Raw genomic sequence first — 26,844 nt, 5'->3', positions numbered from 1 at the left:
GAAGCCCCGGACGGCCGAAATCTGTACAGACGTTGAAGTACCACGTTCAAGGAGTGCATGAGTGCAGGAATCAACCGCCAACCAGGTAGCCGCCAACGCCACCTCGTCCTTTACCGAACACCTGCAGCGGGACCGGCCGGAGCTTCTGCCCTTCAGCCGGTCCCCCCAGGGCGGCGCGTCCGCGGCCGCTCCGCTGCAAGTTCCGCACGCCACCACCATCGTTGCCCTGAGCTACGGCGGCGGCGTGCTGATGGCAGGGGACCGGCGGGCCACCATGGGCAACGTCATCGCCAGCCGGCATATCGAGAAGGTGTTCCCCGCAGACCGGTTTTCGGTGCTGGGCATCGCTGGAACGGCCGGCATAGCAATTGACCTGACGCGGCTGTTCCAGGTGGAACTCGAGCACTATGAAAAGATCGAAGGCACGCTCCTCAGCCTCGAAGGCAAGGCCAACAGGCTTGGGGCCATGATCCGCGGCAACCTCCCGCTGGCGCTCCAGGGCCTGGCCGTAGTGCCGCTCTTCGCCGGTTTCGACACCAGCGCCGGCGTGGGCCGGCTGTTCTCCTACGATGTCACCGGTGGCAGGTACGAGGAACACGAACACCATACGGTAGGGTCCGGGTCCGTCTTCGCCCGCGGCGCCCTGAAAAAACTGTGGCGGCCCAACCTCACTGCCGCCGAGGCCCTCGCCGTTGCGGTGGAATCCCTGTACGACGCCGCGGACGACGATTCGGCAACGGGCGGCCCGGACACCGTCCGCCAGCTGTGGCCTGTGGTCTATACGGTGGACAGCTCGGGCGCCCGCCGGGTTCCCGAGCCGGAACTCGCAGCCGCGGCAAGGAACGTCATCGAAGCCCGCACCATCGCCGGACGGGAGGCCTGAGATGACACAGCAGTTCTATGTCTCGCCTGAGCAGCTGATGAAAGACCGTGCCGATTTCGCACGGAAAGGCATCGCCCGCGGCAGGTCTGTGGTTGTCATCAGCTGCGCGGAGGGAATCGCCCTGGTGGCTGAAAACCCCTCCCCGTCCCTGCACAAAATCGGTGAGATCTACGACAAAATCGCCTTCGCCGCCGTCGGGAAATACAACGAGTTCGAAAGCCTCCGGCAAGCCGGCGTCAGGTACGCGGACGTCCGCGGGTACTCGTACGACCGTGAGGACGTCACCGCCCGGGGCCTGGCCAGCGTCTACGCCCAGAGCCTGGGCGCCGTGTTCACCGCCGAACAGAAACCCTTCGAAGTGGAACTGGCGGTGGCCGAAGTCGGCCCCACCCAGGAAGAGGACCATCTCTACCGGCTGACCTTCGACGGTTCCATCGCCGATGAGCACAGTTTTGTGGTGATGGGCGGCCAGGCGGACAAGGTGTCGTCTGCCATCGAGGGCGGCTGGCGCAGCTCGCTCAGCTTCTCGGAAGCCGTGCGGCTGGCCATGTCCGGCCTGGCCCCCGCAGGTGAAGCAGATGACCAGGCCAAGGCATTGCCGGCACGGGCGCTGGAGGTTGCGGTTCTGGACAGGATGTCCGAGCGCTCACGTGGGTCCCGCCGCGCCTTCCGCCGGCTCAATGACGCGGATATCACTGCACTGCTGGCCTAGGAGGACACATGGACAAGAGAATCTTCGGTATTGAAACCGAATTCGGGATTTCCTATTCGAGCCCCGACTCGAGGCCTCTTGCCCCGGAGGAAGTTGCCCGCTATCTCTTCCGCAAGGTCGTCAGCTGGGGACGCTCTTCCAACGTGTTCCTGACCAACGGCTCCCGGCTGTACCTGGACGTGGGTTCCCACCCCGAATACGCCACCGCCGAATGTGACGATCTCGCGCAGCTGATAGCCCATGACCGGGCCGGGGAACTGATCCTGGACGACCTCGTGGACGAGGCCCAGGCGCGGCTCGCCGCTGAAGGTTTCAACGGCACGGTCTACCTGTTCAAGAACAACACCGATTCCGCCGGAAACTCGTACGGCAGCCACGAGAACTACCTCATTCCCCGCCGCGGCGAGTTTTCCCGGCTGGCGGAGATCCTGATTCCGTTCCTGGTGACCCGCCAGCTCATTGCCGGGGCTGGAAAGATCCTCAAGACCCCGCATGGGGCAACGTACGCTTTTTCCCAGCGGGCCGACCACATCTGGGAGGGCGTTTCCTCCGCCACCACGCGGTCGCGGCCCATCATCAACACCCGGGATGAGCCGCACGCCGACGCCGAGTTCTACCGGCGGCTGCACGTCATCGTGGGCGACTCGAACATGTCGGAGGCCACCGCCCTCATGAAGGTGGGTACCGTCGACCTGGTACTGCGCATGATCGAGGCGGGTGTGATCATGCGGGACATGCGGATGGAAAACCCCATCCGCAGCATCCGCGAGATATCGCACGACCTCAGCGGCCGGGCCCTTGTCCGGCTGGCCAACGGCCGCCAGCTCACCGCCCTGGAAATCCAGCAGGAGTACCTGACGAAGGTCACGGCCTTCGTGAAGGAGCACGGCGCCCACAACCCGCATGTTCCGCTGATCCTCGACCTGTGGGAGCGGACGCTCAGGGCCATCGAAAGCGGCGACTCCCGCAGCATCGACACCGAAATCGACTGGGCCATCAAGAAAAAGCTGATGGACAAATACCGCGAACGCCACGGGCTGGGCCTGGACGCCCCGCGGATCGCCCAGCTTGACCTGACGTACCATGACATTTCCCGCGGCCGCGGCCTCTACTACCTGCTCCAGTCCCGGGGTGCGGTACGGCGGATCGTGGACGACACCGTCATCAAGGACGCCGTTGACGCGCCGCCGCAGACCACGCGGGCCAAACTGCGCGGTGACTTTGTCCGGCGCGCACAGGAGCTGGGCCGCGACTACACGGTGGACTGGGTCCACCTGAAGCTCAACGACCGCGCCCACCAGACCATCCTGTGCAAGGATCCGTTCCGCAGCGTGGACGATCGCGTGGATGCGCTTCTGGACTCTATGGGCTGACACCCAGCTTCAGGGGCTATTCTGGATAGGGCCCTTTATCAGGGCCTGCCGCGATTCTGTCCGCTGCCACGCGGGACCATCGCATCCACCCTGCCCCGACGAAAGTTCTCTTACGTGCGCCGACTACTAGCAATCCTTCTTCCCGGTCTGCTGCTGCTTACCGCCTGCGGTGGTTCAACCGCAGAGCCGGAACCCACCAGCCAGTCCGCTGGCGAGACTGCAAAGTTCGACTCCCTCAAACTGACTGACAACGGGGATAAAAAAGCTCCCGGCGTGGAATTCGCCAAGCCGCTCGAAGTGGCGGAACCCACCGTCAAGGTGATCACCGAGGGCAGCGGGGATACCGTCAAGGCGAACCAGATCGCCAACATTTCCATCCTCGCCCTCAACGGCACCGACGGCGCCACCCTCGAGGACACATTCCCGAACGATCCGGAGCCCCTCGAACTCAACGAGGAGCTGAAGACCGGCAGCCCCGTGATCTACAACGCCTTCGTCGGTGCAAAGGTGGGCTCCAGCCTCGCGCTGGCCGTCCCCGGACAGGCAGCTGCCGCCGGAGCCGAAGCCCAGCCCACCCAATTGCTTGTTATCAAGGTCCTGTCCACCACGGACGTAACCCCGGCCCTTGAAAAGCCTGAAGGCGAGACCGTCACCCCGCCCGCCGGACTGCCCTCGGTTACGGAAAAAGACGGCATCCCCGAAATCTCCGTCGACGGCGTGGCAGCTCCCACCGAGCTCGTTTCCCAGGACCTCATCAAGGGCAACGGTGCCACCGTCAAGGAAACCGATACCCTCACCGTCAACTACGTGGGCGTCAACCTCGTGGGCGGCACCAAGTTTGATTCGAGCTTCGACCGCGGTGAACCGGCAACCTTCGCGCTGAACCAGGTCATCAAGGGCTGGACCCAGGGACTTACGGGCAAGACCGTGGGCTCCCGCGTCCTGCTGGTCATCCCCAAGGACCTGGCATACGGCGAGGCCGGCCAGGGTGAAGCCAAGGGCGACCTGGTGTTCGTAGTGGACATCCTCGGCGCCAAGTAGCAACACTTACAAGCAGTCCGCGGTTTTCTTTTCCGCGGTACCCACCACGCGGTATTCAACACCAGCACTGACACAAAGGAGCAACCATGTCATTTGGACAGCGGGACTTTGACCGCCAGAAGCCCGAGATTGATTTCCCGGAAGGCGACGTTCCCACCGAATTGGTCATCACCGACCTCATCGAGGGCGACGGCCGCGAAGCCAAGGCAGGGGACACCGTCTCCACCCACTACGTCGGAGTGGCCTGGTCAACCGGCGAAGAATTCGATGCCTCCTGGGGCCGCGGAGCGCCCCTGGACTTCCGCGTGGGCGTAGGCCAGGTCATCCAGGGCTGGGACCAGGGACTGCTGGGCATGAAGGTTGGCGGCCGCCGCCGCCTGGAAATCCCCTCCGAACTGGCCTACGGTTCCCGTGGCGCCGGTGGAGCGATCAAGCCCAACGAAGCCCTGATCTTCGTGGTGGACCTCGTGGGCGTCCGCTGATCCGGCACCACTGACTGCACCGCCATGGAAAAGCGCGGCAACCCCCGGGAGAAACAGTCCCGGGCGTTGCCGCGCTTTCTGCGTTCCGCCCGGAGTTTAGTAACGTAACCAGAGTGTCCGTATCCCGCACTGAACGACTCCTCAACCTGCTGATCGCGCTCCTCAACACCCGGTATGGCCTGCGCCGCAGTGAATTGCGGGAGAAGGTCTACCATGACACTTCGGGCAACGACGTTGCGTTTGGCCGGATGTTTGAGCGTGACAAAAACGATCTGCGCCAGTTCGGCTTCGACGTGGAAACCCTCACCGACCTGGGGTGGAGCGAAGACGACCCCGCCACTACGCGCTACCGCATCGGCAAGGAATCCAACCGCCTCCCAGACGTCCAGCTTGAGCCCGAGGAGTGGACGGTACTCCTCCTGGCCTCACAGCTCTGGGAGCGCGCGGCCCTGGGCACGGCAGCACAGAGCGCCCTCCGGAAGCTCAAGGCGTCAGGCCAGCTGGCCGACGTCGAACTGCCTGCGGGCCTCCAGCCACGCATCAAACCCGCAGGGCAGGCCTTCGACGACGTTGTGGCCGCCATGCATTCCCGGCACCCCGTCACGTTCAGCTACCTCGCCGGCAGCACAGGCAAGGACGAGGTGCGCACAGTGGAGCCATGGGGCCTCGGCAGCAGGTTCGGGCAGTGGTACCTGGTGGGCCACGACAGGGCACGCCAGGCCGCCCGGCACTTCCGGCTGTCCCGATTCACCAGTGCAGTGGCCATCCTGGACAAGGAGCACTACTCGCCGCCGGCGGACTTCAACATCCGGCAGGAACTCGACCGGCTCCCCGAACTGCCGCTCCGCGCCGCCGTCGTGGATGTCCGGGAGGGCCGCCTGCTCGCCCTCCGGCGCCGGGCACTCGCCGCCGCGGAAACGCCGGCGGACGCTGCCGCGCCGGGCCGCCCCGACGCCGGCTTCGAGCGGATCGCCCTGCACTTCCGGGACCCGGAGATCCTCGCGGAAGAACTGGCATCCTACGGGCCTGATGCCCGGGCCGTAGCCCCGGAGGAGCTTGTTGTCGCCGTCCGGCGGCGGCTCCGGGCCGCTGCCGATTTCAGCGAATCTCCTACCCCCGACTACTCGTTTTCACCGGCCCGTTCCCGGCCGTCCCGGTCCAGGACCTCGGAGGACCAGCTCAAGCGGATGCTCCAGCTGGTGCCGTTCCTGGTGCACAACCAAGGCCTGCACATCCAGGAGGTAGCGGACCATTTCGGGGTGAGCCGGGACGAGCTGGAGGACGACCTGCGGATCCTCATCTGCTCCGGACTGCCGGAGGGCTACCCGGATGACCTGCTGGACATCCAGTGGGAGAACGACCACGTCTTCATCACCCAGGACCTGGACCTCAACAGACCCGTCCGGTTCACCGTGGACGAAGCCTGCGCGCTCCTGACGGGCCTCGAAACCCTGAACGGGCTGCCGGGCATTGCCGAAGGCGGGGCGCTGGAGTCGGTGACGCTCAAGCTGCTTGCGGCCGCCGGTGAGGAAGGGCTGCGGGCAGCGTCCCTCGCCGGACCGGAAATGGGGCCGGCCGATGCCGCCATCCATGACACGGTGCGGCAGGCGATCGGCTCCCGCTCCCGGCTCCACCTGACCTACCTGTCGCCGCAACGGGACAAAGTGTCCGAACGGGACGTGGACCCCTTGCGGCTCTACTCCCTCGACAACACGTGGTACTTCGAAGCGTATTGCCACCTGGTGGACGGGCTGCGGAACTTCCGCCTGGACCGCGTGCAGGACGTTTACCCGAACGGGCAGCACGCGGCTGACGGGCTCACTGCGTCCGGCGCGGTCCCCGCCAAGCTTTTTACACCGAACGACGACGACACCACCGTCACGGTCCAGCTCACCCGGCAGGGGAGGGGGCTTGCGGACGACTACTACGCGGAGCGCACGGCAGAGCTTCCCGACGGCGGACTGGTCGCCGAGATACGGTTCGGCAACACCGCGTGGCTGCCCATGTTCGTCGCCCAGCATGGCGGTGCCGTCCGCATTATTGCCCCCGAGGACCTGGCCACGTCCGCACGGGTGTGGCTGGAGGCGTCGCTGGCCAGGTACGGAGGCTAGACTTCTCAGCATGCCTTGGTGGTCCTGGATCCTTTTATGGGTAGCGCTTGTTGCGCTGTCGCTGCTGTTCTATGTCCTGCTGGGCATCCGTCTTTTCCGCCAGTTCATGGCGACCGTCAAGGACCTCGGGGCAGCAGGTGAAAAACTTGGACACCTGGCCCCGCTGCAGGAGCACGCGGAGCCGGAAAAGCCCGGACAGGCACCGCCGGGTTCTGCTGTTTTTGCCTCACCCACCGTCATGCGACATGATTACGAGGCATCCACGTCAGCACGGCGGGAAGAACGCCGCCGCCGGAGGGTTCAGCGCAAGACGGACCGGGGCCAGCCGCAGGCGCTCGGGGATCTCGACTTCACATAGAAGTAGGATGTATTGAGAGGAAAGGATTTCCCATGGGAAGACTCTTTGATGGCCCCTGGCCCATCGTCATTATTATCGTTGTTGCACTGCTGCTCTTTGCCGCACCCAAGCTTCCGGCCATGGCACGCAGCCTCGGCCAGTCCATGCGGATCATCAAGTCCGAAGTCAAGGAAATGAAGAACGACGGCAAAACCGACACCACCGACGCCTCCGGCCCGGTGGAAGGCACGGTCGTGAACCACCCCAAGGCAAAGCCCGGCGAGCCGACAGACGGCACTGACGTTCCGCCGTCGAACCGCGCCTGACCCCCAGTGGCACTGTCGCGGGCCCGTAAAGCCAACCCTGAGGGGCGCATGTCCCTGTGGGACCACCTCAAGGAGCTCAAGAACCGGCTGATCAAGTCGGCCATTGGCGTCGTCATCGGCGGCATCGGGGGCTGGATACTTTACGATCCGCTGCTGAAGGCGCTGGCCGATCCGGTCAACCGCATCTCGCAGCAAACCGGGGGACTGTCCGCAATCAACTTCGGGACCATTGCTTCCCCGTTTGACTTCAAGCTGCAGATGTCGCTCCTCATCGGGGCGGTGATATCCAGCCCCATCTGGATCTACCAGCTCTGGGCGTTTATCACACCCGGCCTTACATCAAAGGAACGCCGGTACACCCTGGGATACATGGCGGCAGCGGTACCCCTGTTCCTCGCCGGGATCTGGGCCGGATGGCTGGTGGTGCCCCAGGTGGTGCGGGCGCTGACCCAGTTCACGCCGGACGGATCGTCCAGTGTCATCGATGCCCGAACCTATATCGAATTCGTGACCCGGATGGTCCTGGTCCTGGGTATCGCGTTCCTGGTTCCCGTGGTGCTGGTGGGCGTCAACATGGCCGGTGTCATTTCCGGCCAGACCATCCTCAAGGCCTGGCGCATTACCGTCTTCCTGGTCTTTGTCCTCGCCGCCATCGCGGCCCCCGGCGCCGATGCCATTTCCATGTTCATGCTGGCCGGTCCGCTGCTTGTCCTGTTCTTCGCTGCGATCGGCATCTGCCTCATGAATGACAAGCGGCGCGTCCGCCGCCAGGCCAGGAGGGCAGCGGAAACCGAGGCAACGGCTGACATCGCCACCCCGGGCAGTGAGCTGAAGAACCTCTAAGCTCCCAGTAGGCTTAGTACATGTCCTCCAACACCGGGCCGTTTCCTAAAGGTCCAACTTCCAGCGGACCTTTTTCCACGGCGCCCAGCGATCCTGAGGAGCTCTCCCCGGCAGAAAGGTACCGGGCCAGCGCCGAACGCAGGGCCGAGGCGGCTACCGATTTGGGTGCGTTCATCCGCACGCTGGACTTTGAGCTGGACGACTTCCAGCGGAAGGCCTGCCTGTCCCTGCAGGACGGCAGGGGAGTGCTGGTGGCAGCGCCCACCGGCGCGGGAAAAACGATCGTGGGCGAGTTCGCCATCTACCTGGCCCTCCAGCGCGGCCTCAAGGCGTTCTACACCACCCCCATCAAAGCGCTGAGCAACCAGAAATTCACGGAACTCGGCGAAAAGTACGGTGCCGGAAACGTGGGACTGCTCACCGGCGACACCAGCATCAACGGCGACGCCCCCGTGGTGGTCATGACCACCGAAGTCCTGCGGAACATGCTCTATGCGGACTCAGCCACCCTGGACGACCTGGGCTACGTGGTCATGGATGAGGTGCACTACCTCGCCGACCGGTTCCGCGGAGCTGTCTGGGAGGAAGTGATCATCCATCTCCCCAGTGAGGTGCAGGTGGTCTCCCTCAGCGCCACGGTCTCCAACGCCGAAGAGTTCGGCGCCTGGCTGGACACGGTCCGCGGTGATACGGACATCATCGTCTCCGAGCACCGCCCGGTTCCCCTCTGGCAGCATGTCATGGTGGGCCGGCAGATCATGGATTTGTTCGCCGGGGAAACCACCTTCGACGAAATCGCCCCGCCCGTGGACGCCGACGGGCCGCAGCAGGCGCCCGCGAAGGAAACCACTGCCTCAGGCCGCGGCTTTGACGTCAATCCGGACCTCCTGACGGTTGCCCGCAGCGAAAGCCAGCACAGTTTCCGCAGCAGGCCCGGCCCTGGCGGACGCGGCCAGCGCGGCCGCCGCGGCAATGACCGTCCCGCCCGGGGCCCAGAAGAAACCGGCGTTCGCAGGGCCAGCCGCCCCCAGGTGATTGCGAGCCTTGACCGGATGGACCTGCTGCCCGCCATCACCTTCATCTTTTCCCGTGCCGGCTGCGACGCGGCCGTGGCCCAGTGCGTCAGCTCCGGGTTGTGGCTCACCACGGAAAAAGAGCAGCGCATCATTGCCCAGCGCGTTGACGAAGCGGGGCACGACATCCCGCCGGACGACCTGGACGTCCTGGGCTTCTGGACCTGGCGTGACGGGTTGCTCCGCGGTTTTGCCGCACACCACGCCGGCATGCTGCCCACGTTCAAGGAAGTGGTGGAAAAGCTCTTCGCCGACGGCCTGGTCAAGGCCGTGTTCGCCACGGAGACCCTTGCCCTCGGCGTCAACATGCCCGCACGCTCCGTGGTGCTGGAGAAACTGGACAAGTTCAACGGCGAGGCCCATGTGGACATCACCGCGGGGGAGTACACCCAGCTGACCGGCCGTGCCGGCCGCCGCGGTATCGACGTCGAAGGCCACGCAGTGGTTCTGTGGCAGCCCGGGACGGACCCGACCGCGGTGGCCGGCCTCGCCTCCCGCCGCACCTACCCTCTGAACTCGAGCTTCCGGCCAACCTACAACATGAGCATCAACCTCCTGGCACAGTTTGGCCGGGCGAGGGCCCGCGAGATCCTGGAATCCTCCTTCGCGCAGTTCCAGGCCGACCGCTCGGTGGTGGGCCTGGCACGGCAGGTGCGGAGCAGGGAGGAATCCCTCGCGGGGTACGCCAAGTCCATGACATGCCACCTCGGCGACTTCACCGAGTACGCAAGGCTCCGGCGCGAGCTCTCCGATGCCGAAAACGCCACGTCGCGGACGAAGTCCCGGGCCCGGAAGTCGCTCAGCGACGACTCGCTGGCCAGGTTGCTGCCCGGCGACGTGGTGGATGTTCCCGGCGGGAGGGCACCGGGCCCGGCCATCGTGCTCAGTTCCGACCACAGCAGCCGTGAGCCGCGGCCCGCCGTCCTGACCCTGGACAACCAGCTGCGCAGGATCGGAACGGATGACCTCGAGGGCCCCATTGCACCCCTGACACGCATCCGCATTCCGAAGTCATTCAACGCCAAGGTGCCGAAGTCACGGCGGGACCTGGCGTCCTCCGCCCGGAACGCGCTCCGGGAAAACCGGCCACCCGCCCCGGGCCATAACCGCAACAATGATTTCGGCCGGGCGGCTGCGCTGCCCAACCAGGAGAAGCGTATTGCCGATCTCCGCCGTGCCCTTCGTGCCCACCCCTGCCACGGCTGCAGCGAACGCGAAGACCATGCGCGCTGGTCCGAGCGGTGGTGGAAGCTGAGGCGGGAGACCGACGGCCTGGTCCGGCAGATCCAAGGCCGCACCAACACCATTGCCAAGACCTTCGACCGCGTATGCGACGTCCTGTCCGCTTACGGCTACCTTGAAGCCAGCGGCGATGGCGGCCTGGTCATCAGTTCCGATGGCCAGCGGCTGCGGCGCATTTACGGTGAGAAGGACCTGCTGATCTCCCAGTCCCTGCGGCTGGGCGCGTTCGATGACCTGGACGCTGCCGAAGTGGCAGCCCTGGCCAGCGTGCTGGTCTACCAGGCCAAGCGAGAGGACCGCGGCCTCCGGCCGCGCATGCCCAGTGTCTCCCTGGAAACAGCAGTGGATATCGTGGTGAGGGAATGGTCGGCCCTGGAGGACGTTGAAGAGGAGAACAAGCTTCCGCTGACCGGTGAACCCGAACTCGGGCTGGTGTGGCCCATCTACAAGTGGGCACGCGGCCGCCACCTGCAGGATGTGCTGAGCGGCACCGACCTCGCCGCCGGCGACTTTGTCCGTTGGGTGAAGCAGGTGGTGGACCTGCTGGACCAGCTCGCCAAGATTCCGGGTCTTGATCCCCGGCTGGCCCGGCTGTGCGGCGAGGCCATCTCCTTGGTCCGCCGCGGCGTCGTGGCATATTCCTCCGTCCTTTAGCCAGCACCCGGCGTCCAGCCGGCCCGTTTCAACCCTCAGGAGCCCTGCCCCGCATGACCCAGCCTGGTCCCGAATCACCCCGCAACGTCGTCCTCTACCGCAACGGGTCCGTCTACACAGCTGCCGACCCCTTCGCCACCGCCATGCTCGTGGACGGTGACACGGTGGCGTGGGTGGGGTCCGAGCAGGCGGCGTCTTCCATTGCGGACAGTTCCATGGACGTCATCGACCTGCAGGGAGCACTGGTCGCACCCGGATTCGTCGATTCGCACACGCACCTGACCGAGACCGGCATCGCCCTGGATTCGCTGCGGCTGGGCGGAGTCACCTCAGCCCGGGAGCTCCTGGACGCCGTGTCGTCCGCAACCGGCAACGGCCCGGTCCTTGGCCACGGCTGGGATGAAACCACGTGGGCGGACCCCACACTGCCCAGTGCCGAAGAACTGGAACGTGCATCAGCAGGCCGGCCCGTCTACCTTTCCCGGGTGGACGTGCACTCGGCACTGGTCTCAACGTCACTGGCTCACGCCGCGGACCTCCGCAGCCAGGACGGGTTCGACGGCGGCGCACGCGTTACGCGCGCGGCCCACACGGCCGCACGGCAGTCCACCCGGCAGCTGCCGGAAGAGGCACTCCGCCGGCACCAGGCGCGCGCCCTGTCCGAGGCAGCCGCGAACGGCTACGTCGCCGTGGCGGAGATGGGGGCGCCGCACATCGGGGGCCTCGACGACCTGCGTCTGGCCGCAGCGTGGAATTCTCCCGGCAGTGATGGGCAGGCCCTGCCCGAGGTCCTGCCGTACTGGGGGGAATTGGCGACCTCGGAAGAGCACGCGCGCAGCCTGATGGATCAGTTCGGCTTCCCGCTGCGCGGCCTAGCGGGAGACCTGAACATTGATGGCTCGGTGGGGTCGCGCACTGCTGCGCTCCGGTCCGGGTACAGCGACGCCCCCGGGGAGCGCGGGAACCTCTATCTGACGGCAGAACAGGCGGCCGCGCATCTTGCCGCGTGTTCACTCGTGGGGATCCAGGCCGGCTTCCACGTGATCGGCGATGCCGGGCTGGACGCGGCGTTGTCAGCCCTGGACCTCGCGGCTGAGCAGGTGGGGGAGCAGCGCGTGCGCGCAGCCGGCCACCGGTTTGAACACGTGGAGATGGTGGATGTGCCGGCCATTGAAAAGCTGGCCCGATACTCGGTCACCGTCAGTGCCCAGCCTGCGTTCGACGCCGCGTGGGGCGGGCGCGGTGGCCTGTACGGGAAGCGGCTGGGGGAACGGAGCGCCTCCATGAACCCTTTCGCCTCCCTGTACGCGGCCGGTGTTCCCGTGTGCTTCGGCAGCGACAGCCCGGTCACTCCGCTGAAACCGTGGTCCAGCGTGCGGGCGTGCCTGGAGCATCACACCGAAGGTGAACGTATTTCCGCCCGTGCCGCCTTCCTGGGCCACACCCGCGCCGGCTGGCGTGCGGCTAAATATCCCAACCCGATGGCGGGGCAACTCGTGCCTGGCGCCCCTGCAAGTTTCGCCGTGTGGGAGGTGGAGGAACTGATGGTCCAGGTGGCCGATGGGCGTGTCCAGTCCTGGAGTACGGATCCCCGTGCCCGCACACCGCTGTTGCCTGCGCTGGACACCGGCACGGACCCTGTGTGCCTGCAGACCGTGCGGAACGGTGCCGAATTGTTCTTCAGCCCGGCACTGCGTTCCTGACCCTGCCGCTCTCCGCCCTATAATTGATAGTTGCGCCTGCCGGCGGCTTACTGGCCGCCAGGTGCACCGACCGCTCCCTCCAGGAAAGGCCCTCTGTGCGCGTCCTTACGATCATTCCCACGTACAACGAACTGGAATCGCTGCCCAAGACGCTCCAGCGGCTCCGGTCTGCTGTCCCGGCCTCGGACGTGCTGGTAGTGGATGACAACAGCCCTGACGGCACCGGCAAACTCGCGGACACCATCGCGGCCGGGGACTCCCAGGTCCACGTCCTGCACCGCAAGGGCAAGGAGGGCTTGGGCGCCGCCTACATCGCCGGGTTCAAGTGGGGCCTGGATGCCGGCTACGACGTTCTCGTGGAAATGGACGCGGACGGATCCCACCAGCCCGAGCAGCTGCCACAGCTCCTGGAGGCCATCGACCAGGGCGCAGATCTTGCCATGGGTTCCCGCTGGGTGCCCGGCGGACGTGTGGTGAACTGGCCCCTCTACCGCCAGGCCATTTCCCGGGTGGGCAGCACCTACGCCCGCCTGATGCTCGGCCTGAAGATCAAGGACGTCACCGGCGGATACCGCGCCTTCCGCCGGACAACCTTGGAAAAACTCAACCTGGACCAGGTGGACTCTGTCGGTTACGGCTTCCAGGTTGACCTGGCGTGGCGGGTGGCACGGATGGGCCTGCGCATCGAGGAACGCCCCATCACGTTCGTGGAGCGCGAACTCGGCGCCTCGAAGATGAGCGGGAACATCGTGGTCGAAGCCATGATCAACGTCACCAAGTGGGGCCTGCAGGCCCGCTGGAACACCCTGAGGGGCAAGAAGCCCTCCGCCCAGCCCTAGGCTGGCCGCCCTTCCGGACCGGACAATCACCGGTCCGGACGCGGAACGCGAAAAGAGGGGCCGTTCCTGCACTTACGTGCAGGAACGGCCCCTCTTTCGTTGAAAAGACCTAGGCCGAGCGGCGTTCCCCGCGGCGTTCGCGCAGGATGGTCAGCCGGTCCTCGAGGATCTGCTCCAGTTCGGGCAGGGAGCGGCGTTCCAGCAGCATGTCCCAGTGCGTGCGGACAGCTTTGTCGTTGCTGGTATCGGGGCGTTCGCCGTCGACCAGAAGCGCTTCCTTGCCGGTCTTGGAAACCCACACGGGGGGAATCTCCGCTTCGGAGGAGAAAGTAACAAAGACCTGCTCGCCGTCCTCGCAACGGTACTCGACACGCTGACGCGGTGCCGGCTCGACTCCGGACTCGGTCTCCATGCTCTGCGCACCAAGGCGCATACCCCGCAGGCTGCGATCGCTCATGATTTCTCCCTCTTATCGGTTCGCGGAGTAGAACCCCGCGCCAGCCGGTGGTGACGAAGCACCGCCGGGCTACTGTGTGCTCTGTGCTGCATCATAAGATTCAACGCATTGCGAAGCTTTGTTGTTCCAGCGGATTGCTCCTGCCGGACAAATACCCAATTATACGGGTGCCATGCCACAGGGAGCAAAATAAAGGAAGGGATCCGGGCCGGTGAACTGGTCACCGGCGCAGATCCCTTCCAGTTTTACGGCACTGCCTACGGCTCGGAGGGCGTGGCTCCCACCTCGTCGAACAGGCCACCGGTTGCGCCCGGATCGGGGTTGGTACCGCCCAGGGCGTTTCCGATCCCCTTCAGGGCTTCGCCGACTTCGCTGGGGATGATCCACAGCTTGTTGGATGATCCTTCGGCCAGCTTGGGCAGGGTCTGCAGGTACTGGTAGGCCAGCAGCTTCTGGTCAGGGTTGCCGCGGTGGATGGCATCAAAGACCTTTTGGATGGCCTGCGCCTCACCGTCAGCACGGAGGATGGCAGCCTTGGCGTCGCCCTCGGCGGCGAGGATGGAAGCCTGCCGCTGTCCTTCTGCGGTGAGGATGGCTGACTGCTTGGTTCCCTCGGCCGTGAGGATGGCGGCGCGGCGGTCCCGCTCGGCGCGCATCTGCTTTTCCATCGAGTCCTGGATGGAGTGGGGCGGATCAATGGCCTTCAGCTCAACACGCGAAACCCGGATGCCCCAGCGTCCGGTGGCCTCATCGAGGACACCACGGAGCTGGCCGTTGATCTGGTCACGTGACGTCAGCGCTTCTTCAAGGTTCAACCCGCCCACGACGTTACGCAGCGTCGTGGTGGTGAGCTGTTCCACGGCCTGGATGTAGTTGGCAATCTCGTAGGTTGCCGCGCGCGGGTCAGTGACCTGGAAGTAGACCACGGTGTCGATGGACACCACCAGGTTGTCCTCGGTGATCACCGGCTGCGGCGGGAACGAAACCACCTGTTCGCGGAGATCGAGCAGCGGCAGGAGCCGGTCCACAAAGGGAATCAGGATTGTCAGTCCCGGGTTGAGCGTGCGCTGGTACTTTCCAAGCCGTTCGACGACGCCGGCCCGTGCCTGCGGAATGATCCGGACCGAGCGGACCAGAACGATAATCACGAACACGATCAGGACTACCAGCACGATGGCCAATGCGGCTCCTCCTGCGTTTTCCATACGTTTCCTTCTTCCCCAATTAGTAAGGCTGTGTCAGGACTGGCCGGTGGTGGCCGGCGGAGCCGAGACCACAGCCGTGGCGCCGTCGATGGCAGCCACGACCACCTTCTGGCCCGCGGGAAGGACCCCCGCTGCCGAGCGTGCGCTCCAGATGTCGCCGCCGATTTTCACGAGGCCGCCGTCAGAGGTTACGGCTTCCATCACCACGGCCTGCTCGCCGATGAGCCGGTCCACATTGGTCCGCTGCTCGGCCGGGCCCTTCTTCAGGTGGGACAGTGCCACCGGGCGGACGAAGGCGATCATCAACAGGGAGACGACGCAGAAAACAACGATCTGGAGCCATCCGTCAGCACCGGCAAAGTCGGCTACCAGGGCGGCGAGGGCTCCGCCGCCGAGCATGATGAAAAACAGGTCAAGGGTGATCATCTCGATCACTGCAAATGCCAGGAAAGCCGTGAGCCACAGGGCCCACCAGTTTTCCCCCAACCATTCGAACACCGGTTCCCCCTTCGTTACGGGGAACCGCCTGCGCGGACCCTCCGGTAACTGTCCTTCCATCCTAGTCCGGGCGCATCGGGTGTGGGCTGGCTCATGCCGGGCGGCCGGGGATAGTGGCCAAGTCGTTACGCGGTTGCCGTCTCCTTGGGGCGGAAAACCAGGAGCCGGAACTTCGCTTCGGTCCGCACGGGTTCCGGGAGGCCGTCAAACCGTTCACCAATGGCATCCCGGTCCGCGTGGTGCCCCGCGGGACCCATGAAGGCCAGGTCTGCTGCTTCGTGGCGCGTGAGGGCAAGGGGAACATCGATGTCGGACGTGGCGTCAATGTCAAAATAGCGGGCCATCGCCGTTGCCAGCCGCGCATCCTTGCTCTCCTCAATGGAGAGCATTCCTGCTGCTGCCACGAGGTCCCCCAAGTGCCCGGTACGGGGAGTGACAACAACCAAGCGGCCCGCCGGCCGCAGGATCCGTGCAAATTCAGCGGGATTGCGCGGCGCAAACACCACCGTGACGGCATCGACAGACCTGTCCGCCAGTGGAAGTGGCTGCCACACATCCCACACCAGGTTGACTGCCTCCGGGTTCAGCCGGGCGGCGCGGCGCAGCGCGAACTTGGAAATGTCCAGGCCTACCGCTGTGACCTCACGCCCCTGCGCCGCGGCAGTATCCAGCACCTGCCGCAGGTAATGCCCGGTACCGGTTCCCGAGTCGAGGATGGCTCCATTGTGGTCGGACAAACAAGGCACGACGGCGGCCGCCACCGCTTCTGCCAGCGGGCGGTAGTGCCCGTGGCCAAGGAAGTTGACGCGGGCTTCCACCATCGCGGCGGTATCAGCCTCGAACGCCGTTCCTTTGCCCACCAGGAGGTTGAAGTAGCCCTGCCGGGCTGCGTCGAAGCTGTGCCCTGAGGCGCAGGCAAGCCGGCGTTGCCCCGGCACGCGGGAGGGCGCCGCGCCGGCTGCGGCCGCAGTGGGACCGCCCGTAGTGGCACCGGCGGTATCCGCACCGGCAAAAACCAGCGGACCCGAGCACACCGGGCACAGCAGGGGGAGATGGTCGGAAGAGGGCATTGAACCATCTTAGGGTGGCGGCAATGGGCCCGGGCGGGGATGGCCGGGCACGGGGAAAGGCTTAGCCGGCGCTGATACCTGCAGGTCCGTCGTCGAACCCGAGGCCCTGGCGTGCCCTGCTGATTCCGGCCTCGGCCCAGTGCGCGGCGTACTCGGTGTTGGTGCTCAAGGACCTCAGCTGGGCACGGTCCAGGTAGAGGATGCCGTTGAGGTGGTCCGTCTCGTGCTGCACGATCCGGGCCTGCCAGCCGGAGAACTCCCGCTGGACCGCCGCGCCGTCGGGCGTTTCAAACTCAAGCAGCACGCTCTCCGGTCGGGCCACCACAGCCTGGAGTCCGTTCAGTGAGAGGCATCCTTCGTAGAAGGAAGCGACCCCGGACCCCTGGGCGGTGTACCTGGGGTTGAGGACAGCGAGGAACTCCAGCGGGTTCCGTTGACGCAGCGCGGCCGCCTCCGGGTCGACGTCGAACTGGTCCTCGACCACCGCGAGCTGCAGCGGTATGCCAAGCTGGGGCGCCGCCAGGCCCACTCCCGGTGCCTCGTGCATGACCTGGCGCATGAGGTCGATGAGCCGGGCAAGCTGGTCAGCAGGCAGTTGACCGTCAAAAGCGGCAGCCCGCTGTCGGAGTGCGGGATGGCCCGCTTGGACGATGGGCGGCAACGTCCCGGCGGAGAGGATGTGTTCCACAAGTTCGCGTATCTGTTCTGCGGTGAGGGTGGTCCCGGGCGCGGCGTGGGTCATGACGAAAGCCTACTGAACACCGGGGCGCTTCCGCGGCTGGGCTAGTGTCTATCCCATGGCTGACTTCCCCTCCCACCCTGACTCGCCCCTGGACCGCGTTCTCGGGTTCATCCGGGTACTCGAAGCCGGCGGGGGAGCGGCCGGGATCAAGCCCTTCCTGGCCGACTCATTCGTACTGGAGGAAGCCCCGCACCTGCTGGCTCCGGAGGGCTCCAGGCGGACCTTGCATGACGTGCTGGCCGGCGCAGACCAGGCGGCGCAGGTGGTCGCGGACCAGAAGTTCGCCATCCGGCGCACCACGTGCGAGGGCGGTCGGGTGGCTGTAGAAGCGGATTGGTCGGCAACGGTGCTGATGGACCTCCGGTACTGGGACCGGGGAGACACGATCCGGGCAAGGACCTCGTCTGTCTTTGAAGTCAGCAACGGCCTGATTGTCAGCCAGGACAGCTACGACTGCTACTTCCGGTAACTAAACCTGCTGTATCCGGGAAACCAGCGGCCGTTGTTGCATGGTGAAGCGCCTGGCCACCCACCGGTTTATTGCCGGGGTGGCGGCGGCGGCGCCAACGCCTGCAATGCGCAGGCGGAGCAGGGCGGGCGGCAGGGGGCGGCCCAGCATCATATTGATCTCCGACTGTCGCCTGGCCAGGATTGCTGCGCGCCGCCGGGTTTCGTCGAATTTCCGGAATCCGTGGTCCATGGGGCGGCCGGCCACGGCTTCGCGGATGAGCGGCACCAGCGCCTGGGCGTCGAGCCAGCCGAGGTTCATGCCCTGGCCGCCAATGGGGCTGATTTCATGGGCTGCATCCCCGATCAGGATGGTCCGCCCCACGACCATTCGGCGGACCAGGGTGGAGCGGACGCTGAACGCCGAGAGCATGCTGTTGGTGCCGGGATCGGGCCGAATTGCGGTGCGCTGCTGTACGAGTTCTGCCAGGTCGCCTGCCCCTGCGGTTTCCGCGGGCCGGGTGAGGCGGACCACCCAACGCCGGACGCCGCCCGGAAGGGGGAATGACTCGACAATCCCCCCGGGCTCGAGGAACAGGACGGCCATGTCCCCATGGATGCCGGGGTCAGCGAAGTCGCCCATCAGGTAATGGTCCGGGTAGGTCCTTCTATGCACCGGCACGCCCAGGACATCGCGGAAGTGTGACCGGGCACCGTCGGCGGCGACCACCAGGGACGCCGTGAAGTTCCTGCTTTCCTGCGTGGCACCCGGCTGAGACTGGACCGAAACGCTGGGCCGGCCGCCGTCGTCCGTTACAGCCGTGGCCTGCACACCCCTCAGCAGCGCTCCGCTGTCCAGGGCGCGGACGCGGTCCTCCAGTAGCTGCTCCGTCCGGAACTGGGGGAGGGCCAGAACGAAGGGAAAGTCCTCCGACACCGTGTCGAAGCGCATGGTGCCTACAGTTTTTCCGCCGCTGACAGCCATTCCGGTGCGGATGGGCACACCCTCCCGGACCATCGCGTATGCCACGTTGACCCCGCCCAGGGCTGCAAGGGCGGGCGGGTGGATGCCGATGGCGCGGGAGTGGGCATCCCGCGCCGGTCTCCGTTCGAGCACCCGCACGGAAATGCCTTCCTGCAGGAGCGCCGCGGCAAGGTACAGGCCAACCGGTCCGGCGCCCACGATCACAACGTCGGTGGACACAGTCAGTTCCTGCGCCAGGCGAGGACCTGGTGGAAGGTAGTGCTGCGCTCAACCGTCCAGCCCGGAGGAGCGATTGCCGCCAACTCCGGGGGCGTGTAGCTCCGCCGTATCGAGGTCAGGCCGTCCGCCCGGATGTAGGAGCGGGGGAAGGGCAGGGCGGCCACCCCGAACAGTGCATAGGCGATGGGACTCCGGCGGAGGTCATTGTGCAGGGCCTTCTGTGCCGCCAGGATCTGCGAATGCGCCAGCAGCTGCTGCAGCTCGTCTGCACTCAAGTGATGAAGGACATGGTTGGAGATCACGGCGTCGTACGTCCTGCCCTCCTGGACCAGGTCTCCGCTGTGGGCCTGCCGGAATTCGACGCCCCGGACCGGCTGCCGCTTCGACGCGAAGGCGGCGGCCCGCGGATCGGGGTCGATGCCCGTGATCCGGAGCGTCAGTCCGTCACGTTCCGCCCAGCGGGCAAGCATGACGGCAAGGTCGCCGCCGCCGGAGCCGATGTCCAGCAGCGTGGCGGTACCTGAGCCGGCGGTCATCATGGGGAGGAGTTCACGCCGGTACAGCCGGCGCCAGCCGCCCAGGACCCTGTTGACCACGGCAAACTGGCGGTAGGTGTTGTCCAGGCGCCACGGATCGCAGTCCGGCAGGTCCATCAGTTCCACGGCTCCGGCGGCCCGCTCCCGCATCAGGAATCCCACCCGGTCAGGACACCGGCGCTTCTGCCGGTTCGTAACGGGTGTCCCGTTCGGCCATCGCGTTGCTGACGCGCGGCGCCTGGGGCAGCTTGGTGAACATGGCCGTCTCCACCGTGAGTCCCGGGCCGAAGGCCATGGAGCAGATCCGGTCGTCGCCAGGTCCGCTGCCGGCGGGTTGGTGATCGCCGGCTTGGGTGTCGCTGATTTCGTTGTCCTGGTCGAGGATGTGCTTCAGGACGAACAGCACGGTGGCACTGCTCATGTTGCCGTAGTTCCGCAGGACCTCGCGGGCAGGAACCAGCTGCTGGTCTGTGAGGCCGAGCCGGGACTGGACCTTGTCCAGGATGCTCCGTCCGCCCGGGTGGATGGCCCAGTGCCGGATGGACGTGTAGGGGAGTGCCTGCAGTTCAGGTTCCCGGGCCAGGAGGGGCTGCAGCGCGCCCACAATGTGGTCGTCGATGATGTGCGGAACGTAGTTGCCCAGCACCATTTCAAAACCGTGGTCACCAATGTTCCAAGCCATGGAGTCCTCACCCACGGGGGTCAGTACCGTTTCGAAGTGGTCCAGCTGCAGCAGCGAGGCTTCTTCCGCGCCCGGCCTGGCGGTGACGACGGCGGCAGCGGCGCCGTCGGCGAAGAGCGCCGAGCCCATGATGGTGTCGGGGTCGTTGGATGTCCGCACGTGCAGGGAGCACAGTTCGGCGCACACCACCAGGACGACGGCGTTGGGGTCGGCCTCGCAGAAGAGCTTGGCGGCGCGCAGCGCGGGGAAAGCTGCATAGCAACCCATAAAGCCCAGGTGGTATCGCTGGACTGCCGGATCCAGGCCCAGCTCCCGCACAATCTTGTAGTCCGGGCCGGGGTTGAAGAAACCTGTGCAGGAGACAGTAACGAGATGAGTTATGTCAAGTAAATTCAGTTCCGGGCAGACGTCCACGGCGGCACGGGCGGCCTCGACAAAGAGTTTGGTGGCCTCGCGCGCGAAAATGTCGTTGCGTACCTTGGTGCTGGGATTCAGCAGGAGGCCGGTGGCAGGGTCGTAGAACTGGGGGTCATCGGAGCGGAAGTCATTGGTGAGTTCGTCGACGGCGGTGAACCGTGTATCAATGGCCGCGGAGTCAAAGCACGTATTCACCAGCCTGGAGCCAAGCCGCGTTAATCCGGGCTGGGCCGCAAATACGTCACGGGCTTCTGACTGGATCAGCATCGTCTTCGGGACTGCAGTTTCAAGTGATCGCACGTAGACCGTCATTGACACATTCTTAGCGAGGCCCCGGATTAAGACAATGGTTCAGGCTTTTGACCTGCGCATTTGTCCTGGTAACTCTTGCAGGCGTTCCAGGCCTTCCCGACCCCGTCCGGGCTCCTCTCCGAAACGCCGATAATCTACATTATGTCAAGTAACCCTAATCTGACCCTCCCCGGGCTAACGCCGGGACCCTATCCCAGCGCCCACTAAGGCGCCGACACCCAGGCCAAGCGCGAAACCCACCACCGGACTGTCGAAGACTGCCAGGCCGAGGGTGATTCCAACAGCGGCGCCCAAAAGGCAGCAGATCCACAGTGGCTTGTTCACAGGACCTCCAGGGTGGGCAAAAGTACTCGGAACGCCTAAACCAGTAGTTACTTCATCATGCAGTAGCAGCTGGCCACAATGGATCGTTCACAGGTAGCCCGCCGGGAAGATTCGGGTACCTCACCACGGGTGCCAAACGCCGGCCGGTCTTCTATCGTCGTTCGCACATGCCATCTTCGGCTTCTGCCGGCAGTCATCGCCACATTCCTTCGCCGGCTTATGCAGACGGCTTCGGTGCACAACAGCCAGGAATCATCATGCCGCTTTCCCCTGAACCCGCAGAAAAAAGCGCGGTGTTGTCCCCACTCCCCCAGGCATCCGGAACGCGTAACACCGCCCGCGAGGACGCGCTCCGGCAGGCCCCGGGCAGGCCGGTGCTGATGCTCCGCCCGGCGCCCGTCAAGGTCCGTGCCATCACCTGCCACGCCATCGCCTACACCGTCACGCATGTCCTGGTGGAACGGGACGACGACGCCGGATACCAGGCAAGCTGGGAGGCAAGTTGGCTGGTACGCCGCCTTTAGGTAACCAAGTATGGGGGTACTCGAATTCGAGTACCACTTACGCATGTTGACGTCAACCGGCCCCCGTAGTCTCGAATTCAGGGCAGCAGCTTTCAGGGCTTCTGCCAACGCTCCAGGTGGGCAGATCACGGTGATCTCTTCTCCTGAGGATTGATTGCCGGCCGGATCCTTGCTGAAGCTCGAGGAACAGGACTCACTACCCACGACCGGGGTGTATCCCCGCTCCATTGTCCAGCTCCTATGCGAGGGTTCCATGACACTTCCATCGCCATCTCCTTCATCCCCTGCGGCACCTGTCTTCTTCGACGCAAGCGGCAAGCGCTGGCGCCGGATTCTCAGCTGCCTGCTTGCGCTCATGCTGTTGATGGTCCTGTCAGTTGTGATGGTCCTCCCCGCCGCCACGGCCCCGGTCCACTCCGGGCAGCAGAATCAGGTCGCGACGTACCCCAGGCAATTGCTGGACCTGCAGGACCTGGAAAACATCCCCAGGATCGGAGTGGACCTGGGCGAGGCTACGTTCCACAGGATCGCAACGGTAGAAAATAAGGACGGCAAAGTTCTGCTGAAGGATCCCTTCAGTGACACCGTCTGGCGGGAAGCCACACCGGAAGAGTCAAAGCTGATCGGCGCCAGTCCCTATGTTGTGGAGGCCTACGGCAAGACCAAAGAGCGCACGCTCATGCTGACATTCGATGACGGCCCGGATCCCAGGTTCACGCCGGAAATCCTGGACCTGCTGTCCCGCGAGGGCGTACCGGCCACGTTCTTCACTGTCGGGGACAACATCGTCAAATATCCTGACATCTTCCGGCGCATAGTCCGGGAAGGCCACATGGTGGGCAACCACACCATGTCCCATATCGACTTCTGGGCCCACGATGATGCCTTCAACCGCCAGCAAATCATCGGAACCGACCGGGTCATGCGTGCCGCCGACAACTACGAGTCCCGGTTGTTCCGCATCCCCACCGGCGACCCGGAGAACAACACACTGGCACTGCTGCAGTCACAGCAACTCGGTTATCTGCACGTCAGCATGGACCTGGATACCAGGGACTGGGAATACCTCCCGGAAGCCGAAATCCCCATTCCGGAGCTGAACGGCGAAGGGCACATCGTCCTCCTCCACGACGGAGGCGGGGACCGCAGGGGAACCATCGAGATGCTGAAGAAATTCATTCCCCAGGCGAAGGCGCAGGGCTACACTTTCGCCACCCTGCAACCCTTGCTGCCGGCCGACTACGTGCCCCAGCACAGTGTGCCGGCAAGCGTTGAAGACAACGTAACCCTCGCGGCGCTGACAACCTACCTGGTGACCCCCAACCTGCTGCTGAACTGGCTGTTCTGGTTCGGCATCGGATCCCTCACCATCCTCACGTTCCTCTTCGTGGTCCTGGCCATCATCAACAACAGGCGCCAAAAGAAGCGCCGGTGGGAGGAGATCGCCGAATCAGAGTGGCCATTGGTCAGCGTGATCCTGCCGGTCTTCAATGAAGAACTCGTGGTGGCGAAAACCCTCGATGCCCTTCAGGCCAGTGACTACCCCCGGCTGGAAGTCATCGCCATCAACGATGGCTCTACGGACAGTACCCTTGCTGTCCTGAGGGAGTATGCCGAATCATGGCCCGGCCTCAGGGTCCTCGACCAGGCCAACGGCGGCAAATCCGCAGCCAGCAACTATGGAATCGAAGAGGCGCGCGGAGAGATTGTGGTGACTCTGGACGGCGACACACTTTTCGAGCCCCAGACGATAAAAATGTTCGCCCGCCACTTCCTGGCCCCCCGGAACGGCAAGGAGGTTGGAGCCGTTGCCGGGCATGTTAAGGTGGGGAACCGCCGGAACATCGTCACCGCCTGGCAAAGCCTGGAGTATCTCTCCGGTATTTGTGTCACCCGCATGGCAGAGGGCCTCATGGGCGCGATCTCCATCGTTCCCGGAGCGTGCGCTGCATGGCGCCGTGAGGCACTGCTGAAAGCCGGCGGCTACTCCCATGACACACTGGCTGAAGACGCCGACCTGACGCTTTCCCTGCAGCGCCTGGGGTACAGCATCGTCCAGGAAAATGAGGCCGTGGCGTGGACTGAAGCGCCCCTGACATTCCGCGGGTTGTTCAAGCAACGGCTGCGCTGGACATACGGCAACTTCCAGACCTTGTACAAGCACCGACGCATGCTGTTCAACCCGAAGTTCGGGGCGCTGGGAATGCTCACCATGCCCTATGCCCTCATTTCCGTCCTTGTCCCGCTGCTGTTTATGCCGCTGACAGTCGCGGTGGCCTTCATCAGCCTGAGCCGCGGGGAATGGCAGGCCATCGCAATCTTCTCGGCGTTCGTGGCAGCAACCCACCTGCTGATTTCGATCGTGGCCGTGATCATGGTGCGGGAAAACCCCCTCCACCTGCTCATGGTGCCCATCTACCGGCTGATCTACGAACCGCTGCGCGCCTACGTCGTCTTTGGTTCGGCGCTCCGCGCCCTGCGCGGTTCAGCGGTGGGGTGGTACAGGCCCGAACGCACCAACAGTGTCATCCTGGCGGACCTTCCGGGCCAAACCAACACTCCTGCTTCCCCCGGCCCCCTCTCCCCCAGCACCACGTGAGGCGTCATGCCAGGGGCAGCATCAGCGTTCTGGCGGCCATCGCGGCAGTTGCCGCGATGGCTGCCTGTGGATCTGCGCCAAGGGACGACACCAGCGGGGAGGCCGGAGTGAATCCTGGCGAACAGGTCTCCCCGTGGTTCGGGGGTTATCTCGACGTCACGCTCCTTCCGGCACTCCGCCTCGAGGATGCCCCCGCGGGGGGACCGTCCACCACTGTCCTTTCCTTCATTAGTTCCGACCCCGCCCGGCCCTGCGAACCCTCGTGGGGCGGGTCCTACGATCTGGAACTGGCAGGCGACAAGCTTGACCTTGACGCGCAGCTGGACGCCTACCGAAGCGCGGGGAACAACGTTGCGGTATCTTTCGGCGGCCAGAAAGGCACGGAACTGGCCGTTGCCTGTTCCGACGAGGAATCCCTTGCCAGGGCATACGCCACGGTCATTGCCAGGTATAACCTCGACGTCGTTGACCTGGACGTTGAAGGACAAGGAGCCTCGGACCCCGCCGCCGCCGCCAGACGGGCCACCGCCATGGCACGCCTGCAGGCCGAACAGCCATCGGGCAAGCCACTGCGGGTCTGGCTCACGCTGCCCGTTTCGCGGGACGGGCTGACGTCCGCCGCCGCAATTTCAGTTGAGAGCATGCTCGATGCGGGCGTCGAGGTGGCGGGAATCAACATCATGACCATGAACTTCGGTCCGCTCCCTGCCGGCCTCAGCATGTCCGATGCGTCGGCAGCGGCCGCAGAAGCAACTCATCGCACACTCGTGGACCTCCTTGGGAAGGCAGGCAAGCTGAACGGGGACGAACAGGCCTGGAGCAGGATCGGGCTGACGCCCATGATTGGCGTGAACGATCTGGAGGAAAACGTGTTCACGCTCGATGATGCTGAGCGCCTCAATGCCTTTGCGAGGGACCGCGGCATCGGCAGGATGTCGATGTGGTCCCTTAGCAGGGATACCGCCTGCGACCCGGAGCACCAGGGCGTGTCCCACAGCTGCAGCGGGGTGGAGCAGGAAGCCCGCCAGTTCGGCAGGCTGCTGGGAAATGGGTTCACGGAAGCCCCTTGATGACGGGCAGTTGCGCTTTAATGAGGGATGCGGAGCGGCCGGCAGTTCTGGAGGGGGCGGATGGGACGAGGTGTCTATTCGTTGTCAGGGTTCTGCCTTGTGCTCCTGGCCGCTGCCGGCTGCGGAGGCGCACCGCGGGCCTCGGGTGAAACGGTGGTCTCCGACGTCTTCATCACGGCCTATTCCTGGTACGACAACACTCCAGCGGGCTCCGCCATCATCAGCCACCCTGTCCTGCACAAGGTGGCCGGCGGAACCGGAACGTACGAAGATCCGGTGACCATCGCCGTCGGGCATTCCAAGGAGACAGGCACCAGCGTGCTGGATGTCCCCGCGGGCACCCGCATCTACCTGCCGGACGTACGCCGGTACTTCATCGTGGAGGACGCGTGCGGCGACGGTCCGGCTCCGGAACTTGGGCCCTGCCATACCGGAGCTGAAGAACACGGTGACGCTTCACTGTGGATCGACATGTGGATCGGCGGCGAAGGAGAGAGTATGTCCTTCGCCCAGACGTGCGCCGTGCAGGTTACCGGTGTGCGGACAGCGGTGTTCAACCCGGGCAGCAACTACGCCGTGGCACCCGGCAACGGGGTGATCCACGACGGCAAGTGCGATTCCGGCTACGGGAACGGGCTGGTATCCCGTTAGCCTCAACCGTCGTAGGCCTTCTGCAGTTCGGCGATGTCCAGTTTCCGCATGCCCAGCATTGCCTGCATCGCCCGCTGCGAACCCTGGGGATCCGGTCCGGCAATCAGCGAGGGGAGGATGGCGGGAACAATCTGCCACGACACCCCGTACCGGTCCCGAAGCCATCCGCACTGGCTTTCCGTGCCGCCGTCGGTCAAAGCAGCCCAGTACCGGTCCACGGCGGCCTGGTCCTCGCAGTCCACCACGAAGGATACCGCTTCGGTGAATCCGGACGTCCGTGCTCCGTTCAGCGCGGTGAAACTGCGTCCTTCCAGTTCGAAGTCGACCGCGATGGCCTCACCTGCCGGCCCCGGCGCTTCCTCCCCGAAGCGGGAGATGTCGAGGATTCTTGAATCGTCAAAGACGCTGGTGTAGAACGTTGCGGCCTCTTCCGCCTGGTTCTCAAACCAGAGGCAGGTCCCGATTTTCCGTGGCATTGGTTGCTCCT

Annotated in this window: 26 protein-coding genes; 17 read left to right on the top strand and 9 right to left on the bottom strand. The window is 65.0% G+C overall.

All coding sequences use genetic code 11. The annotated features are described in order from the left end of the window. Positions 1-61 precede the first annotated feature (61 nt). The 12 genes from prcB to AC5RWA_RS19545 all read left to right on the top strand — a co-directional run bounded on the left by prcB (position 62) and on the right by AC5RWA_RS19545 (position 13,619). Positions 62-883: a proteasome subunit beta gene (gene prcB, locus AC5RWA_RS19600; protein WP_494058735.1), complete on the top strand. Its 822-nt coding sequence runs from the start codon at positions 62-64 to the stop codon at positions 881-883. Between the two features lies 1 nt (position 884). Beyond that, positions 885-1,595: a proteasome subunit alpha gene (gene prcA, locus AC5RWA_RS19595; protein ID WP_115523482.1), complete on the top strand. Its 711-nt coding sequence runs from the start codon at positions 885-887 to the stop codon at positions 1,593-1,595. Between the two features lie 8 nt (positions 1,596-1,603). Beyond that, positions 1,604-2,968 (top strand): Pup--protein ligase, encoded by a 1,365-nt coding sequence (pafA, locus tag AC5RWA_RS19590; RefSeq protein ID WP_115523483.1) that lies wholly within the window; start codon positions 1,604-1,606, stop codon positions 2,966-2,968. A gap of 114 nt (positions 2,969-3,082) precedes the next feature. Continuing rightward, positions 3,083-4,009, top strand: coding sequence for an FKBP-type peptidyl-prolyl cis-trans isomerase (locus tag AC5RWA_RS19585; protein ID WP_115523484.1), 927 nt, complete (start codon positions 3,083-3,085; stop codon positions 4,007-4,009). Between the two features lie 86 nt (positions 4,010-4,095). Continuing rightward, positions 4,096-4,491, top strand: coding sequence for an FKBP-type peptidyl-prolyl cis-trans isomerase (locus tag AC5RWA_RS19580; RefSeq protein WP_079596136.1), 396 nt, complete (start codon positions 4,096-4,098; stop codon positions 4,489-4,491). 113 nt (positions 4,492-4,604) lie between these two features. Continuing rightward, a complete protein-coding gene (locus AC5RWA_RS19575; RefSeq protein WP_115523485.1) occupies positions 4,605-6,602 on the top strand; it encodes a helix-turn-helix transcriptional regulator in 1,998 nt (665 codons plus the stop codon). Positions 6,603-6,612: 10 nt separating this feature from the next. After that, entirely contained in the window at positions 6,613-6,960 is a 348-nt protein-coding gene (locus tag AC5RWA_RS19570) for a hypothetical protein (RefSeq protein ID WP_079596138.1), read from the top strand. A 32-nt stretch (positions 6,961-6,992) separates the two neighbouring features. Further along, on the top strand, positions 6,993-7,265 hold the full coding sequence (gene tatA / locus AC5RWA_RS19565) for a Sec-independent protein translocase subunit TatA (RefSeq protein ID WP_079596139.1): 273 nt from the start codon (positions 6,993-6,995) through the stop codon (positions 7,263-7,265). 48 nt (positions 7,266-7,313) lie between these two features. Further along, on the top strand, positions 7,314-8,108 hold the full coding sequence (tatC, locus tag AC5RWA_RS19560) for a twin-arginine translocase subunit TatC (RefSeq protein ID WP_494058734.1): 795 nt from the start codon (positions 7,314-7,316) through the stop codon (positions 8,106-8,108). 20 nt (positions 8,109-8,128) lie between these two features. Then, positions 8,129-11,077: a DEAD/DEAH box helicase gene (locus tag AC5RWA_RS19555; RefSeq protein ID WP_494058733.1), complete on the top strand. Its 2,949-nt coding sequence runs from the start codon at positions 8,129-8,131 to the stop codon at positions 11,075-11,077. Positions 11,078-11,130: 53 nt separating this feature from the next. After that, positions 11,131-12,780 carry an amidohydrolase gene (locus AC5RWA_RS19550; RefSeq protein WP_494058732.1) on the top strand — a complete coding sequence of 550 codons (1,650 nt, stop codon included), beginning with the start codon at positions 11,131-11,133 and terminating at the stop codon, positions 12,778-12,780. Positions 12,781-12,875: 95 nt separating this feature from the next. Then, the gene (locus AC5RWA_RS19545) at positions 12,876-13,619 is read left to right on the top strand and encodes a polyprenol monophosphomannose synthase (RefSeq protein ID WP_494058731.1); all 744 of its coding nucleotides are present in this window, start codon (positions 12,876-12,878) and stop codon (positions 13,617-13,619) included. 109 nt (positions 13,620-13,728) lie between these two features. Here AC5RWA_RS19545 and AC5RWA_RS19540 read toward each other — a convergent pair whose 3' ends face one another. From AC5RWA_RS19540 to AC5RWA_RS19520, 5 genes are all read right to left on the bottom strand, one after another. After that, entirely contained in the window at positions 13,729-14,076 is a 348-nt protein-coding gene (locus AC5RWA_RS19540; protein ID WP_013600997.1) for an RNA polymerase-binding protein RbpA, read from the bottom strand. Positions 14,077-14,333: 257 nt separating this feature from the next. Then, on the bottom strand, positions 14,334-15,281 hold the full coding sequence (locus AC5RWA_RS19535; protein WP_494058730.1) for an SPFH domain-containing protein: 948 nt from the start codon (positions 15,279-15,281) through the stop codon (positions 14,334-14,336). A 33-nt stretch (positions 15,282-15,314) separates the two neighbouring features. Then, complete coding sequence (locus tag AC5RWA_RS19530) at positions 15,315-15,779, bottom strand: NfeD family protein (protein WP_079596145.1); 465 nt, start codon at positions 15,777-15,779, stop codon at positions 15,315-15,317. Positions 15,780-15,904: 125 nt separating this feature from the next. Beyond that, complete coding sequence (locus AC5RWA_RS19525; protein ID WP_494058729.1) at positions 15,905-16,849, bottom strand: putative RNA methyltransferase; 945 nt, start codon at positions 16,847-16,849, stop codon at positions 15,905-15,907. A 61-nt stretch (positions 16,850-16,910) separates the two neighbouring features. Then, positions 16,911-17,591 carry a peptide deformylase gene (locus AC5RWA_RS19520; protein ID WP_275731030.1) on the bottom strand — a complete coding sequence of 227 codons (681 nt, stop codon included), beginning with the start codon at positions 17,589-17,591 and terminating at the stop codon, positions 16,911-16,913. 55 nt (positions 17,592-17,646) lie between these two features. Here AC5RWA_RS19520 and AC5RWA_RS19515 point away from each other — a divergent pair, with 55 nt between their 5' ends. Then, a complete protein-coding gene (locus AC5RWA_RS19515; protein ID WP_494058728.1) occupies positions 17,647-18,060 on the top strand; it encodes a nuclear transport factor 2 family protein in 414 nt (137 codons plus the stop codon). Here the strand turns inward: AC5RWA_RS19515 and AC5RWA_RS19510 are convergent, their stop codons facing one another. Genes AC5RWA_RS19510 through AC5RWA_RS19500 form a run of 3 tightly spaced genes read right to left on the bottom strand, consistent with a single transcriptional unit; the run spans position 18,061 to position 21,189 of the window. Beyond that, the gene (locus tag AC5RWA_RS19510) at positions 18,061-19,242 is read right to left on the bottom strand and encodes an FAD-dependent oxidoreductase (RefSeq protein WP_494058727.1); all 1,182 of its coding nucleotides are present in this window, start codon (positions 19,240-19,242) and stop codon (positions 18,061-18,063) included. A gap of 2 nt (positions 19,243-19,244) precedes the next feature. Beyond that, positions 19,245-19,928 carry a class I SAM-dependent methyltransferase gene (locus AC5RWA_RS19505; RefSeq protein ID WP_275731037.1) on the bottom strand — a complete coding sequence of 228 codons (684 nt, stop codon included), beginning with the start codon at positions 19,926-19,928 and terminating at the stop codon, positions 19,245-19,247. A gap of 16 nt (positions 19,929-19,944) precedes the next feature. Beyond that, positions 19,945-21,189, bottom strand: a complete 1,245-nt coding sequence (locus AC5RWA_RS19500; RefSeq protein ID WP_494058726.1) for a type III polyketide synthase — start codon at positions 21,187-21,189, stop codon at positions 19,945-19,947. Between the two features lie 617 nt (positions 21,190-21,806). Between AC5RWA_RS19500 and AC5RWA_RS19495 the strand changes: the two genes are divergently transcribed. The 4 genes from AC5RWA_RS19495 to AC5RWA_RS19480 all read left to right on the top strand — a co-directional run bounded on the left by AC5RWA_RS19495 (position 21,807) and on the right by AC5RWA_RS19480 (position 26,357). Continuing rightward, complete coding sequence (locus tag AC5RWA_RS19495) at positions 21,807-22,037, top strand: hypothetical protein (RefSeq protein WP_494058725.1); 231 nt, start codon at positions 21,807-21,809, stop codon at positions 22,035-22,037. 253 nt (positions 22,038-22,290) lie between these two features. Next, positions 22,291-24,636: a bifunctional polysaccharide deacetylase/glycosyltransferase family 2 protein gene (locus tag AC5RWA_RS19490; protein ID WP_494058724.1), complete on the top strand. Its 2,346-nt coding sequence runs from the start codon at positions 22,291-22,293 to the stop codon at positions 24,634-24,636. A gap of 107 nt (positions 24,637-24,743) precedes the next feature. After that, positions 24,744-25,706 (top strand): chitinase, encoded by a 963-nt coding sequence (locus AC5RWA_RS19485; protein ID WP_494058723.1) that lies wholly within the window; start codon positions 24,744-24,746, stop codon positions 25,704-25,706. A 60-nt stretch (positions 25,707-25,766) separates the two neighbouring features. Continuing rightward, the gene (locus tag AC5RWA_RS19480) at positions 25,767-26,357 is read left to right on the top strand and encodes a hypothetical protein (protein WP_494058722.1); all 591 of its coding nucleotides are present in this window, start codon (positions 25,767-25,769) and stop codon (positions 26,355-26,357) included. A 2-nt stretch (positions 26,358-26,359) separates the two neighbouring features. On the opposite strand, the gene AC5RWA_RS19475 is transcribed toward AC5RWA_RS19480, so the two are convergent. Then, positions 26,360-26,833, bottom strand: coding sequence for a VOC family protein (locus tag AC5RWA_RS19475; RefSeq protein ID WP_494058721.1), 474 nt, complete (start codon positions 26,831-26,833; stop codon positions 26,360-26,362). Positions 26,834-26,844: the final 11 nt, after the last annotated feature.

It is taken from the genome of Arthrobacter sp. 210 2, assembly GCF_059093025.1.
This window is presented reverse-complemented; position numbering and strand designations above follow the sequence as displayed.